This is a genomic window from Mesorhizobium sp. BR115XR7A, assembly GCF_020165315.1.
In the GTDB taxonomy this organism is placed as follows: domain Bacteria; phylum Pseudomonadota; class Alphaproteobacteria; order Rhizobiales; family Rhizobiaceae; genus Mesorhizobium; species Mesorhizobium australicum.
Genome location: NZ_JAIUHW010000008.1, coordinates 339,138 through 354,479, shown reverse-complemented (window position 1 = coordinate 354,479; position 15,342 = coordinate 339,138). Strand labels below are relative to the sequence as shown.

Genomic DNA, 15,342 nt, shown 5'->3' with positions numbered 1-15,342 from the left:
GGAGTTCAGGCCCCCGCTCCGCCAGTCTTGGCTGCCAGCCAACAGCAGATCCGGCCCTCGCCGGATGCGCTTGACCATCGCAACCACCTGCCACCCCAGGGGGGCATCCTCAACAACGAACATTCCACAGCGCTGTTCCGGCCAGCGAAGAGGCAGAGGGCCGTGGATAGGCCGCCAGCCGTCGCCATTCAGCAGCAGCCGAGCGAAATCGGCAATTCAGGCGGCCGCATGCCGATGCAGCCCCCCATGCAGCAATTGGGTGAATTGCCATTGCAAGGGGTACCGGTTCAAGGGACAAGGTCCGAACACATCGGAAGGCTGCATGCGGGGGCCGCGCCCTCAGCAAGGTCCGAGGCGCCCCCGGCTGCGATCGAGGACTCCATAAACGTTTCGTTCGCCGTCCCCCAAGGCTTCTCCCATGGGACCCAACGCGTCCCAGACGCGATGCTCTCTTCCTTGGACCGCCCTGGCCTCTTGCCAGATGCTGGCCAATCGCGGCAAGCGGGTTTTGAGCAGCACGTGGCCGAGCCGCGCCGAGCCGAACCTGTCGCGAGTGGCGCCCGTGCCACCGGCTATCCCCATTTGTCCGACGAACACCGGGACCTTATCGATAAGGCGATCGCCCACGCTGCGGCTCAGCAAAAATATAGCGAGAGCACGGTCCTAAAATACAGGTATGCACTTCGCCGATTGGCAAATGATCTCGGCGCTCGTGGCCAAGCGACTGATCTAAAAAATCACCAATCCCTGGTCGATCACCTCGATGCTTTCTTTCCGAAAAACGATGATATGAAGAGGGCGTTGAACGTCCTGCGTGTCTATCATGAGCCGGGCTATTCAGTGACTGTTGGTGCCCCGGCTAACCGCTATCCCCACTTGTCCGACGAACACCGGGACGTGATTGATAAGGCGATCGCCCATGCTGAGGCTCAGCAACACCATAGCGCGCCGACGCTGCGAATATACTCGAATGCGCTTCGCCGATTGGCGAATGATCTCGGCGCTCGTGGCCAAGCGACTGATCTAAAAAATCACCAATCCCTGGTCGATCACCTCGATACCTTCTTTCCGAAAGACACTGACATAAAGGATATAAGGCCGGCGTTGAACGTCCTGCGTGCGTATCATGAGCCGGGCTATTCAGCGACTGGCCGGTGGCGAGTGACGGTGCCTTCAAAGGCAGATGCGCATGTCTTGGAACAAGTGACCAGTGACAGCAGCTTGGCCCCAAGCACCCGTGTTGCCTATGGTCGTAGTCTTCGCAGATTTTCTGAGGCGCTTGAGAGGCGGGGCCAGACGATCTCTGGGCTGGATCATGATTCGCGGATCGAATTCGCCGAGGTGTTGTTTCCAGGCAACGATTATCTCCGCTTGGCGCTTGAACGGGTTCGCGATGCGAAGCCTGCGTCAGACAGGATCGTGGCGGACGCTTTGGCAGCAGCCGGCTCTGGGCACGCCGGAGTTGAGGCCGCCGCCCCGCCAGCGTTAGCTGTCAGCCAACACCGGCCCTGGCCGGATGCGCTTGACCAGGGCAACCTCCTGCCACCCGAGCGGTTCATCATCAACAATGAACATTCGACGGCGCCGTTGCGGCCGGCGGAGAGGCAGGGGACTGATAATCCGCAAAGCATCGCCATTCAGCAGCCGCCGAGCGAAGGCGGCCGCGTGCCGATGCAGCCCCCCATGCAGCAGTTGGGTGAATTGCCATTGGCAGGGGTACCCGTTCAAGGCCCAGGGTCCGAACACATTGGAAGCCTGCATGCGGAGGCCGCGCCCTTTGCAAGGTCTGAGGCACCCCCCGCTGCCATCGAGAACTCCATAAACGTCTCATTCGCCGTGCCCAAAGGCTTCTCCCATGGGACTCAACGCGTCCCAGAGGCGATGCTCTCTTCCTTGTACCATTATGGCCTCTTGCCGGACGCGGACAAGCCGGAATGGAACTACGAGATTAAAGGCCACGGCTACACCGCCCGGAGGCCAGAGGAGGGCAATGACGTTTGGCTCCTCCATCGCGGAGCGATAAGGGAAGCTGGAGCGGCAGCAGTACCGGCAAGGGCTCCGGGACCCGCCTTGCCAGCGACCGCCAGGCTCTCAGACACCCATCTCGGGGTTCCGTTGGTCGATCTGACCACCTCCTCCGATGCACACATCGAAGCCCTTCCGTCAGGCTTGTCCAATCTCCCCCGGGGGGCGGTGCTCGGGGCCACCGAACTGTTGGGCGACGAACATATCCAGAGGGATTACGAATTCCTCGAGCAGCAGCTGCAGCAGGCCGATCCAGCGCTCGCCGCCCGGACGCGGCTGGTCGATCCGTCGGTCTCCCATCTGCTGCGCCACATGGAGCAGCAAGACGCGCGAGGCACATTGCAGTCGATTTATGATCGAAACGCCGGCCCATCCGACTTCCTGTTCGTGCCAGTGAACGATGGGGTGGGTATTGACCGCGGCACCCATTGGTCGCTGCTCCTCGTAGATCGCCGCGATCCGGAAAGAGCGGTCGCCTATCACTACGACTCCATCCAGCAAAATGAACAGCGATACAACGACGCGCCTGCACGAAAGCTCGCTACAAGACTGGACGCGACCCTGGTAACACCCGACATGGCGCAGCAGAAAAACGCTGTTGACTGCGGCGTCTTCGTGGTGGACGGCACGCGCGAGCTGGTTCGTCGATTGGCGAACGAAGAGCGGCCAGACCAGCAGCTGCCGCTGCACCTCAACTACCTCGTCGCCGATCGGCAGGCGCTGCAAAACCGACTGAGAGAGGGGCGCTTGCCGCACGAGCTTGCCGCAAGCCCCGCCGAAGCTTTGGCAGCAGCCGGGTCGCAGGTGCAACACGCCGCCTTGCAAGAGCAGCAAGCCAGACAGGTCGCGCCAGCGCCGTTGGAACGGCACTTGGGCCAGACGCGCGAGGCCGAGGACAAGCTGACGAGTACACTGCACAGGAGCAACCGCGTGAACAGCGGGGGCGTCATCATCAACACTGAACGTTACACAGCGCCGTTGAGACCAGCGAAAAGGCAAAGGACTGACAATTCGCAAAGCCTCGCCATCGGGCGGCAGCCGAGCGACGCAAACACAACGTCCGTCGGCCAAGCCTCCGATCAAGCCCGAGCGGACCTCATGGCTTCCTTCAGGAGCAGAGAGCGCTCCGACGCTGGGCGTTGAGCTCGACGGCTAAGCAGAACAGCTCTTTTGGCGACGGAGAGGCTGATGCGATCTCCGGACCGGTAGCTCTCGCCGTAATTGATCGGACTGGCACTGTTGGAAGGCGATGTAGGCCTGGAACTCGCCGATCGCCAGCGAGGCGCTGAGACGATCGCCCACCTCAATAAGATCGAGGACGATATCCGCGGCCGATCGGCCGATGAACGCCGTGCGACGCGTCGGGACAATAGCCGCGCTATTGTCGCCATCTTGAACCTTGGCTGCGTGAAAGCTCGGCCTGATCGGTCAGAAGACCAAGGTCGCCGGGGCAATCCGCTACATGCTCTCACGCTGCGAAGGCCTCTCGCGCTTCGTTGACGACGGTCGCACCGAGATCGACAACAACACCGTCGAGCGCTCAATCTGTCCGCAAGTACGCGCTCTTCGCCGGCTCGAACGGCGGTGCCGAACACTGGGCGGTCATTGCGTCGCTGATCGAAAGCTGCAGGCTCAATGGTGTCGAGTCACTCGGTTATCTCGCCGACGTCCTCACCACCAGGATCGTCAACAGCCATCCCAGCCAGATCGACGAGATGCTGCCTTGGGTCCGACATCCAGGCGCCGAGCTAAAGGCCGCCAGAAAACACCGCCACGCTTCATCAGCCTCGTCAGCCAATCTCCAGAATAGCTCCTGTCAGGCGGCCAAGGTGCCTCCGTAGCTAACGTCTACGTCAGCGTTGAAGAAATACCCTGCACCACGGCATGTCTTGACTAGCCTTGGATTGGCCGCATCAGCCTCCAGCTTTCGGCGCAAGCGCAAGATTAGGACATCGATACTTCGATCGTAGACCTCTTCTCCACGCACACGGCTCGCGAGCAAAAGCCGTTCTCTGGATAGGACATTGCGGGGGTTCTCCAGGAACGCGATCAGCAGGTTGAACTCACATGCGGTAAGCTTGACTTCGCCACGCTCCGCACAGATCAGTCGCCGCTGCTTGACGCTGAGCTTCCAGGCTCCGAACCGAAATGAGCGATGATCTTTCGTTCGCGGACTGGAAATGCGCTGGCGTAGCCCTACTCGAATGCGGGCCAAGAACTCGCGCAGCCCGAAAGGCTTGGGGATGAAATCGGTTGCGCCGAGCTCCAGCGCAACGACTTTTTCCGCCTCATCAAGCCGGTCGCCGCTGATCACTATGATGGGTAAATCCGATTTTGTCGCCAGGTTGCGGACGATGGCAAGCCCATCCTCCCGGCCTAGGTTGAGGTCAACAACCACGAGATCGACTGGCTCATGCGATAGAACGTAGTTAAACTGCTTGCTATCGTTGACTGCGGTCACCTTCAAGGCATGCATCATGAGATACTGGGAGATGAGGCGTCGCATTGCGGCATCATCGTCAATGACAAGAACATGTTTCAACGGCTCACCTTCAATCTTGAATCCCCTTGTCTAAAGCTGTTGCCGAGCAACCCTTGGGGCACCACGCAGAACAGCTGCCCCTTGCTACCACTCGCCGGTGCGTGCGGCCAATGTGAGGCCGTTGCTCGGCCTGGTCTTTTCATCCACAGCGAATTGACCGCATCCAGGCAGCCGGTGGCCACCACACATCTCCAAGCGCCGGTATGACCCTGCCGTGTGGTCCTTCGCTTATTCGCGAGCTCCGCCGTTGGTGCAGGCCTGCCAACACCACTTGATTACGACGGCACGGACGCCCGATCGCTTGCCATGTCCTTGCATCTTCTTCGCGTTTCTGGCGCTTGCGGACCTGGATCACCTCGAAATCCTCCCGCTCGTGCGTGCGGCTCGGACGCGGTGGAGCAGCGCGGCGTTTGATTGATCGCAAAGGCGGTTGGCCGAAGAACGACCGTGATTCGCTATAGTGGCCTTGTGCCAACGCTATGTCTCCTGCCCAAGGCAGGTCATTGGGCAGTGGCCGGCGGCGCCAATCCTGTTCCCGGCGATCGGCAGGTCCGATTACGGTTACGGTTACCTTGCGAGCTAACATTTCTCAGTTGGTGCAATACTTTCCTTTTGAGCCTGTCACTGTACTTGTCGAGAGCGCTGTCGGACTGCGTCAATCCGCCTGCGGTTTCTGCCGATGGGATTGTGCGTGACCACCAGTTCGCGGCGCGGCCGAACAGCTGAACCAGGTCTCGCACCAGGCCGGCTGCGCCGCCACGTCTTCCCAGTTGACCCTCGTCCCCGCGTATTTGCGCCTCCGACGAGCTTCGCGGACGAACTCGCGGTTTCAACCAATGCCTGAGTATGCAGGGCGCATGGCCGTCTCTTGCAACAACGGCAGCATGCCGCAACATTGGGCAGCTCGGCGCCCTAGTCGGTTCTCGCGTTCGATCGACCCCAGCTTCCGCAGCCTGAGACGAAGCCGCCAAGCTCCCCATTTTGTCCTTCGGCCAGGCGCTGACACAAGATTCCATCACCGCCCATGCTAAGTCGCGGTTGACGCTGCAGGAGCAACGGACGGCCGGGGCGGGCAATCCCGCGCAGGAATGATCCACCACGATGGTCGAGATGTGCCGGCTGATCGCGCCCGCGCAACCCGCGCATGCGCAAGGTGCCCATGCACCCGGATATGAACAAGCTCTTTGCTTCAGTTGAAACCGAAAAGCTGAACTTGAACATCACGCAGTAACAAACCTGCCCGATAAGCGCGTGCCGGACAGGGCCAGAACCGGTCCGGACGCTTGGAAAGGTAGGGGATAGGAATGTTTATTGCAGCTTGGCCGCTGGCCATCGCCCTGTTGACATCCATGTCATTCCCAGCCGAGCCCGCGCCACTTTCGCCCCGTGAATTCCACCGCCTGTCGCGCAAATGCGCTCCCTGGGTTGCGCCGTCCACGCTCGCCGCGATTGCCAAAATTGAAAGTGGCTTTGAAACGCTGGTGGCTCATGACAACACCACAGGTGAGCAGCTTCGCTGGACAGACCACCTGGAAGCGACGCGGGGCATCAAGAACCGCCTCGAAGCACAACATTCCGTCGATGTCGGATTGATGCAGATAAACAGCAAGAACTTTTCCTTCCTCAATCTCACGCCGGAAAAGGCTTTCGAGCCCTGCGCCTCGCTATCGGCCGCCGCCCACTTGCTTGAAAGCCGGTATGCCGGCGGCACGACTGCTCCGGCGCAGCAACTGGCGCTTCGCCGTGCCATCTCGGCCTACAACACGGGCGACGTCACGCGTGGCTTCACCAACGGTTATGTACGCAAGGTCGAGTCGGCCGCAAAGGACATCACGAGTCATCTCGAGCGAACGCTGGAGCCGACCGCCCCAGATGCGCCACACCTTGAGGCATCCGGTCGGAAAGCCGTGCCGCCTCTGCTCCAACAGAGCCAACAGGCCAATGGAAAGCAGCCCAACCAAAATTCTTGGGACATCTGGGGCTCGTATGAGTCAAACCGCTCCGGGGCCGATCCCTCCGGTCCGACAGGCAGCCAGGCTGCGGAAGAGCGGGAACCCTCGAACCCGAACAAACTCGTATTCGATTGAACCATGGAGATACAATGATGAAGCCATTCAAAATACTTCGTGCGCTTAAAACGCGTGTTCCTTCGCCTTTTTCCATGCTGCGCACGACGGCTGAATATGTACCGGCCGCTGCTGCAGGCGCCGCGTGGACGGTCTTCTCCATCGGGCCAGCCTCGGCTCAGGTGACCGGAGGGACGGATCCCGCCAAGATGGTCCAGAATATCTGCACCTTCATACTTGGCCCCTTCGGACAATCACTGGCCGTGCTCGGACTCGTGGCCATCGGCATCTCTTGGATGTTCGGTCGTGCTTCACTTGGCTTGGTTGCGGGTGTCGTTGGAGGGATCGTCATCATGTTCGGCGCAAGCTTCCTGGGCAAGGCGCTCATAGGCGGTGGCTGATGAGCGACCGGTTGGAAGTGAGCACCCTCTATGTGGCGGCGACACGTCCCGCACTGTTTCTGGGGGTGCCGCTGACGCTGGCCGGATTGCTGATGATGTTGGCTGGTCTCGTCATCATTGTCCTTCAAAACCCACTTTATGAAATCGTGCTCGTGCCACTCTGGTTCGGGGCACGGCTGGTGGTTGAGCGTGACTATAACGCCGCAAGCGTCGCGCTCCTCTATTTGCAGACGGCCGGCAGAAGCGTGGACGGGCCGGTCTGGGGTGGCGCGAGCGTCAGCGTCAATCCGATCAGAGTGCCGAAACGCGGAAGAGGAATGGTGTAATGTTTGGCGCCAGTGGCCGGACCGAGAGATCTGGCGAGATCTATCTTCCGTATGTCGGTCATCTCAGCGATCAGGTTGTCCTGCTGGAAGACGGATCGATCATGGCCATGGCACACGTGAACGGCCTGCCCTTTGATTTGGAAGACGCAGAGATGCGCAATTCGCGCTGCCGCGCGTTCAACACTCTCTTGCGCAACATCGCGGATGACAATGTCACGCTATACGCTCATCTTGTGCGCAACAACGATGTGCCGGAGCCGGCATCGCGCCAGTTTCAAAGTGCATTTGCTGGCAGTCTGAGCGAGGCCTATGAGCGACATGTGCTGTCGGGCAAGCTCTTTCGCAACGATCACTTCCTCACTATCGTCGTGTCCCCCCGCACCGCAATCGGTAAGATCGGCTGGCGCATTGCCAAATCCCCCAGACGGAATGACAACGATCTGGCCACACAACTGCGAAGCCTGGAGGACCTCTGGCAGATCATTGCTGGCTCACTCGGCGGTTACGGTCTGCGCCGGTTGGGTATTCGCGAGAAAGGCAACGTGCTCTTCACGGAAATTGGTGAGGCGCTTCGGCTGATAATGACTTGCCGGTTTCTTCCGGTTCCGATGGTTACCGGCTCGCTTGGCGCCTCGATCTACACTGATCGGGTCATCTGCGGGAAGCGGGCGCTTGAGATTCGAAGACCCGGGGATAGCTCCGTGGGATCATTGTTTTCGTTCCGTGAATATCCGGCGACGACGCGGCCAGGCATGCTAAATCCCTTACTGTCCGCCAACTTCCCGCTTGTCCTGAGCCAGAGCTTTTCCTTCCTCACTCGGCCACAAGCTCATGCGAAGCTTAGCCTTAAATCCAGCCAGATGACGAGCGCCGGCGACAAGGCTCTCACCCAGATCAATGAACTTGCCGAGGCAGAGGACGCACTGGCAAGCAACGAGTTCGTCATGGGTTCGCATCATCTGAGCCTGTGCGTCTATGGCGACAGCCTCAATAGCCTTGCCGATCGCGCAGCAAATGCGCGCGCAAGGCTGGCCGACACAGGCGCCGTTATCGTCCAAGAGGGTATCGGCATGGAGGCCGCGTACTGGTCCCAACTCCCGGGGAACAACAGGTGGCGCACGCGCCCCGGGGCGATCACCTCGTACAATTTTGCCGGGCTTGTCTCATTTGAGAACTTCCCCAGCGGTTCCAGCTCCGGCCACTGGGGCAAAGCTGTTGCGCGCTTTCGCACAAACGGTGGAACGTCTTTCGACTACATCCCCCATGAGAATGACGTCGGCATGACGGCGATATTCGGACCCGTCGGCAAAGGCAAGACGACGCTGATGACCTTTATCCTCGCGATGCTTGAGCAAAGCGTGGTCGATCGCAATGGCGCCATCGTCTTTTTCGATAAAGACCGGGGTGGTGAACTGCTGGTGCGAGCCACGGGAGGGACATACCTTGCGTTGCGCAGAGGCGCTCCGAGCGGCTTGGCCCCTCTGCGCGGACTGGACAACACCTCCGCCTCGTTGGATTTTCTGCGCGAATGGCTGATGGCCCTCATCGAGAGTGACGGCCGTGGTCCGATCTCGCCGGAAGAAAGCCGTCGACTGGAACGTGGCATTCTTCGTCAACTTTCGTTCGAACCCGCCATGCGCTCACTTGCGGGCCTGCGCGAATTCCTGCTGCACAGCCCCTCGGAGGGCGCGGGAGCACGGCTGCAGCGGTGGTGTAGAGGGAATGCGCTTGGATGGGCCTTTGACGGCGATGAGGACGAAGTCAGGCTGGATGCCTCCATTACCGGCTTCGACATGACGCAGCTCCTGGAATTTGAGGAGGTCTGTGCGCCGGCCGCCGCATATCTTCTGCACCGCGTGGGCGCTGTTGTCGATGGCCGTCGGTTCGTCATGAGCTGCGACGAATTTCGGTTCTATCTGCTCAACCCGCAGTTCTCGGCTGTTATCGACAAGTTCCTGCTCACCGTGCGCAAGAACAACGGCATGTTGATACTCGCAACGCAGCAGCCTGAACACGTGCTTGAATCGCCCCTCGGAGCCAGTCTCGTTGCACAATGCATGACCAAGATCTTCTACCCATCACCGACGGCCGACCGGGCCGCGTATGTCGATGGCTTGAAGTGCACCACGCAGGAGTTCGAAGCAATCCGCCAGGGAATGGCAATTGGCAGCCGCAAGTTTTTGCTCAAGCGCGAGAGCGGGAGTGTTGTTTGCGAATTCGATCTTGGCCAGATGCGCGAGTATGTAGCCGTACTCTCGGGACGGGCCAACACCGTGCGCTTTGTCGACCAGCTTCGTGACCAGCACGGAGATGCCCCAAGTGCGTGGCTCGACAAGTTCATGGCTCGTTACAACGAAATTCAAGACTAACGGAGGAATATTCATGAGATTTCCCACGCTTGCAGCAACGACGCTTGCCGCTTCCTTTCTGTTTAGCGGACAGGCCCGGTCGCAATTTGTCGTCATCGACCCGGCGGTAGTAACACAAGCGGGCTTAACAGCGGTTTCCACTGCGCAGATCCTGATAAAGTCAGCCCAGACGCTCGCTTCCACGATGGAAATGGTGGAGATACTAAAGTCGTCATTCGGTGTCACGGGGCTGCTAAGTTCACTGAACCAAGGAAATCACTACCCGTCGGGCTATCAGCTTGAGAGGCAGATGTTTGAGGGTCAGGCGCCAACTTCGATTAAAGCGCGTGCAATTGCGGACAACCCAAACCGGAAAGTCGACGGCACGGATTCAGAAGCGAAACTGTTACAGGGACAAATCGCTGGTGCCATCAATGCCGCAGCTCTTGCGTCCGACACTCTGGGCGTAATGGACAAGCGCCTTAAGGCCAACGACAACACGCTTGGTCAGCTTTCCCGCTCGGGAAATATTGTGCAGGCCACCGTCACCAACGGTCTGGTCCTCAAGCAGATTCATGATGCGATTATCCAAAATGTCCAGGCCACGAGTCTGCTGACGATGGCCACTGCACAAGCGAGCCTTCACGCCGCAGAGGAGGCCGCGATGCAGCGTCGCGAACGCCAGGACACCGCCAGAATGTTTGAGTAGCGACGCTTAGTTCATCTGGCTCATCTGCGCTGATCAGGGGCAAATAAGGTTCACGCAATGGTTTTCAGAATTCCTGCGCCATTCACGGCCATACACGCGATCTTTCATGTGGCCTTTACGGCGGGGCTGCACAAAGTGATTGGAAACGTCCAAGAGGCGGTCAGTGCGCCTCTGGTTGCGTGCGTCACGCTCTGGATCATAATCCAAGGCTTTCTGGTCATGCGCGGTCAAGTCGACGCGCGCGGAGGTATCTCGCGCGTAGTCACGGTATCGATTGTCGTCGCCCTCATCTTAGGGCAGGCCAACTATCAGCTGTACATTGAATCGGTCTTCGACGACACGATTCCAAAGCTTGCCCACCAGATCAGCGGAAGCACCTTGCCCTTCATCGGTATCCCCCAGAAGCTCGACGTAATGTTCGCTTCAAGTCAGAGTGCCTTTCAGCGGATTGCTTCCGAAATTGGGCCAATGAATCAGCAGGACATACTTGCCTTCCAGGGAGCGCAATGGATTTTGTACGGCTCGCTCTGGACAGCGTTCGAGATCTATGATGCCGTTGGAATTCTGACGAAGGTGCTCCTGGCGATCGGCCCCCTCGTTCTTGTAGGCTATCTTTTTGATCACACTCGAGACATGGCTACCAGATGGATCGGCCAACTGCTCTCATACGGGCTGCTGCTTGTCCTCCTCAACATCGTTGCAACGATAGTTATCGCGGCAGAATCAGTCGCGCTGGGAGTCATGCTTGCGGTGATCAAATACAAGGGTACGACAGCAGCCAAGATCATCGGGCTTTACGAGCTCGATATGCTTTTCCTAGCTGGTGACGCTTTGATCGTCGCGCTTCCGACGATCGCCAGCAGCATAGCAGGCGGTTCTTGGGCAGGTGCGAACCAATCTCTTAGCAGCCTCAATCGCCGCATTGCCAAAACGGCAGGTGGTTAATCAATCGACAAGCGCGGTACCTCAACATGAAATACTATCTACTTTTGTCAATACTGGCTTTGGCGGCCTGCAAGACAACCGATAAGCTTGCGACCTGCACGGGTTCGCCATTCCAACTGAACGTGGGACAATGGGAAACCTCCCCTGAAGATCTTCAAGTCGAATGTGCGAAAGAGCCCAAGTGAAATTTCCTGAACATGCCCTTCTGGTGGAGAGAGAAACGCTAGCCGCCCACTATAAGAAGGTGGAAGCGTTTCAAACTTCACGAGCGAAGTCTGCGCGGCGCCTGTCAAAGGCCCTCATAGCCTTTGCGGCAGCGGCGGTCCTAGGAAATGTTGCGCAGGCATTTACCATCGCTGCCATGGTCCCGTTGGCCAAGCTCGTACCTGTGTTCCTCTGGGTGCGCCCGGATGGAACAGTTGACAGCGAAGTGTCAGTCTCTCGACTGCCGGCAACCCAAGAGCGAGCCGTCATAAATGCTTCGCTGTGGGAATATGTACGCCTGCGCGAGAGCTACACAGCCGATTCCGCCCAATACGGCTATGACCTCGTATCCAGTTTCAGCGCACCGGCTGTGCGGCAGCAATATCAAGATTTCTTCAATTATCCGAATCCCACCTCGCCGCAAGTCACAGTCGGCAAGCTCGGCAAGCTCGAAGTCGGGCATATTTCCTCAAACGACATCAGTCCGGACGTTCAACAGATCCGATACAAACGCACCCTTTCCATCGATGGGCAGATGCCGTTGGTGACCACCTGGACCGCAACCATCCGCTACGAGCGCCTGACAGATCTGCCTGCCCAATCAAGGCTCACCAATCCGGGAGGTCTACTCGTCACTTCCTATCAAACCTCGGAAGATAGCGTGTCGAACCTGGGTGACGTGCAGCCATGACAAAAAGAGCGTTTCTCGCACTGGCCTGTTCACTACTCTTAACGCTGGAGGCTTCCGCGGAAGACACCCCGCTTGCCGGCAAGCATGATGCACGGATGCGCTACTTGGCTTACCGTCCCGACGAAGTGGTGCGCCTGTCGACCGCGGTGGGGGCAACGCTGGTCGTCACATTCGCGGCCAACGAGACCGTCGCAGCCGTGGCCGTTTCCAATAGCAAAGACCTGGCTGCGCTCCCACGCGCCAACTACCTGTTCTTCAAGGCCAGCCGGATCCTGCCGCCGCAGCCGGTCGTCGTTCTGGCCGACAGTGAGTCCGGTACCCGCAGATATGTCTTCAGCATTTCAACGAGAGCGATGCCAAAATTAGATGAGCAGCAACCTGACTTATACTACAGTGTGCAGTTCACCTATCCCGGTGATGAGGCCGCTGCTTTGAGACAGGCAGCAGAAAAGCGCTCGATTCTTGGTCAGGCCCGGGCAAAGGTGCAGCAGGAACAGAGGGTTCAGGATTTGTTGAATCGGCCCGGTACAACTGCCAGTTCCGACGAAAGCAATTTTCACTACGTCGCAAAGGGCGATCGATCGCTGGCGCCGCTGCAGGTTTTCGACAATGGCTTTACCACCGTATTTGGCTTCGCAAGCAATTCCCGTATACCCTCCCTCTACATCATCAATCCCGATGGCAAGGAAGCCGCTGCCAACTTCACAGTCAAAGGCGACTATGTTGAAGTATCCGCAGTCGCCCGGGAATGGCGTCTGAGAGATGGCAATACGGTATTGTCGATTTTCAACAGGGCTTATGATCCTGTTGGACGAGCGCCGGGCACCGGTACAGTGAGACCCGACGTGTGGCGCGTTTTGAAAGGCTCGGGCCGATGAATGAAACCGGCCCACAGTCGGGACACGATGTAAATGCATCCGCATCGTTGGTCTCGGAGCCGGCCCGCCGGCATGTTTCGGGACCACAGAAATTGGCCGTCGCCGGTCTTGTTCTCATCTCATCTCTGTCGCTCATCTGGCTCGGAAGTCGTCCCAGCACACAAGACGAACCCTCTCAGCCAAACCCGCCAATTTCCCCCAACGCCGAGCCGTTCCGCCCCGTGCCTATTGAGCTTGCTCCCGAACCTCCAGCGCCTGCAAAGGCGGCGCAGGCGTCAGATCCTGCGCCATCCACGCCGCAACCCGCAGCAGCTGAACCGCCGCCCGAGGAATCACCAATTTTCGCCTACAGCAGCGGCAGTCAAAAGCCCGACGTGGCTCAGCGGAGCGAAGACGCCCACAAGGATGCTCCCGCGACCGCGGATGAGATCTCGACCGGTGGCGATCTGTCAGGCCGATTGAAGCCAGATATACAGGAGCCGAGCCGGGCCACACTTTTGCCGCACCCTGATCTCGTGATTACTCAGGGAACGATCATTCCTTGCCTTTTGCAAACGGCGGTCGACACAAATTTGCCCGGCTATGTGAAGTGCGTCTTACCTAAAGACGTCCGCGGCGCCACCAACAATGTCGTGCTCTTGGATCGTGGGACGACGGTGATTGGCGAGATCCAGCACGGTCTCGAACAGGGGGATGCGCGTGTCTTCGTGCTGTGGACGCGCATCGAAACACCTGACCATGCCCTCGTTTCGATAGCATCGCCGGGCGCTGACGAGCTCGGCCGCTCCGGAGTGCCTGGCACGGTGGATAATCACTTCCGGGAACGCTTTGGCGGAGCAATGCTGATGAGCGTCCTTCAAGGCGCGTTCCAGGCGGCCGGTCAATACGCGGCGAGCTCTGGCGGAGGAAGCGGCATCGACAGCTTCCAGAGCAATGGCGGACAAGCCGTCGAGACGACATTGAGAGCGACGGTCAACATTCCGCCAACCCTGAAGAAAAACCAGGGAGATGCTGTATCCATCTTTGTGGCTCGCGACCTCGATTTCTCGGATGTATACGGTCTCACGGCAACTGTCGTGGCGCCAGCCCCCCAACATCGCCAACGCCGGAGAGACAACAATGCGATCGGAGGCTGACCCTCAATTGCGTTTGCTTCTCGACCCCGTTCTGAAATGGCTTGAGGAGCCGAGGACCGAAGAGGTCGCTATCAACCGGCCTGGGGAAGCGTTTGTGCGACAAGCCGGCGTCTTCACGAAACATCCGCTACCGCTAGGTTATAACGATCTGGAGGACATCGCGATTCTCGCTGGAGCGCTGCGCAAGCAAGATGTCGGACCGCAAAGCCCCCTCTGTGCGACTGAGCTGCCGAACGGAGAGCGGCTACAGATCTGTTTGCCGCCCGCTGTTCCCTCAGGAACAGTAAGCCTGACGATACGGCGTCCTTCAAGTCGTGTGACCGAACTGAAGGAAGTTTCTTCTCGCTACGAATACTCACGTTGGAATCAATGGCGGTCACGAAAACAGCGCCAAGAGCGGCAGGACGAAACTATTCTTCAGCAATACGACGATGGTGACTTGGAGAAGTTTTTGCAAGCGTGTGTTTCGGGACGGCTCACGATGCTGCTTTGCGGACCTACTGGAAGCGGCAAAACGACAATGAGCAAGACTTTGATCAACGCTATACCCCCGCAAGAGAGACTGATAAGTATCGAGGACACGCTGGAGCTTGTAATCCCGCACGAGAACCATGTCCGGTTACTCTATCCAAAGGACCGAGCCGGCGTAGGTGCGGTGACAGCCGAGCAACTGCTGCAAGCGAGCTTGCGCATGCGCCCTGATCGAATATTGCTCGGCGAGATGCGCGATGATGCTGCATGGGCCTACCTTAGCGAAGTCGTCTCCGGCCATGCGGGATCAATATCAACGATCCATGGGGCCGATCCGGTCCAGGGCTTCAAAAAGCTCTTTTCCCTCGTCAAGAGCAGCCCGCAAGGAGCCGCTGTGGAAGATCGAACGCTTCTTGACATGCTGTCGGCTGCCGTTGACGTCATTGTGCCGTTCCACACCCAAGGTGACCTGTACGAGGTGGGAGAGGTATGGCTCGCCGCCGATGCCCGGCGACGGGGAGAGACAGTAGCCGACCTCCTTAACAAGCACTAAGGCTAGAACAACGTCTCGGGATCGATAAGTCCATTGTGATGCGACGC

General features: G+C 58.8%; 13 protein-coding genes and 1 pseudogene. 13 read left to right on the top strand and 1 reads right to left on the bottom strand.

The window, feature by feature from the left end:
• Together LB557_RS19350 and LB557_RS19345 are read left to right on the top strand one after the other, a co-directional pair.
• Window positions 1–3,168, top strand: a 3,168-nt coding sequence (locus LB557_RS19350; protein WP_224713087.1) for a Ulp1 family isopeptidase, incomplete at its 5' end; no start/stop codon positions are given.
• Window positions 3,169–3,289: 121 nt separating this feature from the next.
• Window positions 3,290–3,752, top strand: a pseudogene (locus tag LB557_RS19345) (IS66 family transposase); the annotation flags it as partial.
• 89 nt (window positions 3,753–3,841) lie between these two features.
• Here the strand turns inward: LB557_RS19345 and LB557_RS19340 are convergent.
• The gene (locus LB557_RS19340) at window positions 3,842–4,567 is read right to left on the bottom strand and encodes a response regulator (protein WP_027033428.1); all 726 of its coding nucleotides are present in this window, start codon (window positions 4,565–4,567) and stop codon (window positions 3,842–3,844) included.
• A 1,304-nt stretch (window positions 4,568–5,871) separates the two neighbouring features.
• On the opposite strand from LB557_RS19340, the gene LB557_RS19335 reads away from it, so the two are divergent.
• From LB557_RS19335 to virB11, 11 genes are read left to right on the top strand one after another with little or no spacing between them, the layout of a single operon-like run.
• Window positions 5,872–6,654 carry a type IV secretion system lytic transglycosylase VirB1 gene (locus tag LB557_RS19335; RefSeq protein ID WP_027033429.1) on the top strand — a complete coding sequence of 261 codons (783 nt, stop codon included), beginning with the start codon at window positions 5,872–5,874 and terminating at the stop codon, window positions 6,652–6,654.
• Between the two features lie 14 nt (window positions 6,655–6,668).
• Window positions 6,669–7,034 (top strand): pilin major subunit VirB2, encoded by a 366-nt coding sequence (virB2, locus tag LB557_RS19330; RefSeq protein WP_032925931.1) that lies wholly within the window; start codon window positions 6,669–6,671, stop codon window positions 7,032–7,034.
• The gene (locus LB557_RS19325; RefSeq protein WP_006329140.1) at window positions 7,034–7,360 is read left to right on the top strand and encodes a type IV secretion system protein VirB3; all 327 of its coding nucleotides are present in this window, start codon (window positions 7,034–7,036) and stop codon (window positions 7,358–7,360) included. Before virB2 ends, LB557_RS19325 begins: the two co-directional genes overlap by 1 nt.
• Window positions 7,360–9,729 (top strand): VirB4 family type IV secretion/conjugal transfer ATPase, encoded by a 2,370-nt coding sequence (locus tag LB557_RS19320; protein WP_027033430.1) that lies wholly within the window; start codon window positions 7,360–7,362, stop codon window positions 9,727–9,729. The genes LB557_RS19325 and LB557_RS19320 overlap by 1 nt, the downstream gene beginning before the upstream one ends.
• 13 nt (window positions 9,730–9,742) lie before the next feature.
• Entirely contained in the window at window positions 9,743–10,417 is a 675-nt protein-coding gene (locus LB557_RS19315; RefSeq protein WP_027033431.1) for a type IV secretion system protein VirB5, read from the top strand.
• Between the two features lie 57 nt (window positions 10,418–10,474).
• Window positions 10,475–11,362: a type IV secretion system protein gene (locus LB557_RS19310; RefSeq protein WP_027033432.1), complete on the top strand. Its 888-nt coding sequence runs from the start codon at window positions 10,475–10,477 to the stop codon at window positions 11,360–11,362.
• A 26-nt stretch (window positions 11,363–11,388) separates the two neighbouring features.
• Window positions 11,389–11,547 carry a type IV secretion system lipoprotein VirB7 gene (locus tag LB557_RS19305; RefSeq protein ID WP_080680416.1) on the top strand — a complete coding sequence of 53 codons (159 nt, stop codon included), beginning with the start codon at window positions 11,389–11,391 and terminating at the stop codon, window positions 11,545–11,547.
• Window positions 11,544–12,257 carry a type IV secretion system protein VirB8 gene (locus LB557_RS19300; protein ID WP_027033433.1) on the top strand — a complete coding sequence of 238 codons (714 nt, stop codon included), beginning with the start codon at window positions 11,544–11,546 and terminating at the stop codon, window positions 12,255–12,257. Before LB557_RS19305 ends, LB557_RS19300 begins: the two co-directional genes overlap by 4 nt.
• Window positions 12,254–13,135, top strand: a complete 882-nt coding sequence (locus tag LB557_RS19295; RefSeq protein ID WP_027033434.1) for a TrbG/VirB9 family P-type conjugative transfer protein — start codon at window positions 12,254–12,256, stop codon at window positions 13,133–13,135. The genes LB557_RS19300 and LB557_RS19295 overlap by 4 nt, the downstream gene beginning before the upstream one ends.
• On the top strand, window positions 13,132–14,271 hold the full coding sequence (gene virB10 / locus LB557_RS19290; RefSeq protein ID WP_027062883.1) for a type IV secretion system protein VirB10: 1,140 nt from the start codon (window positions 13,132–13,134) through the stop codon (window positions 14,269–14,271). The genes LB557_RS19295 and virB10 overlap by 4 nt, the downstream gene beginning before the upstream one ends.
• Window positions 14,255–15,295, top strand: coding sequence for a P-type DNA transfer ATPase VirB11 (gene virB11, locus LB557_RS19285; protein WP_027033436.1), 1,041 nt, complete (start codon window positions 14,255–14,257; stop codon window positions 15,293–15,295). Before virB10 ends, virB11 begins: the two co-directional genes overlap by 17 nt.
• Window positions 15,296–15,342: the final 47 nt, after the last annotated feature.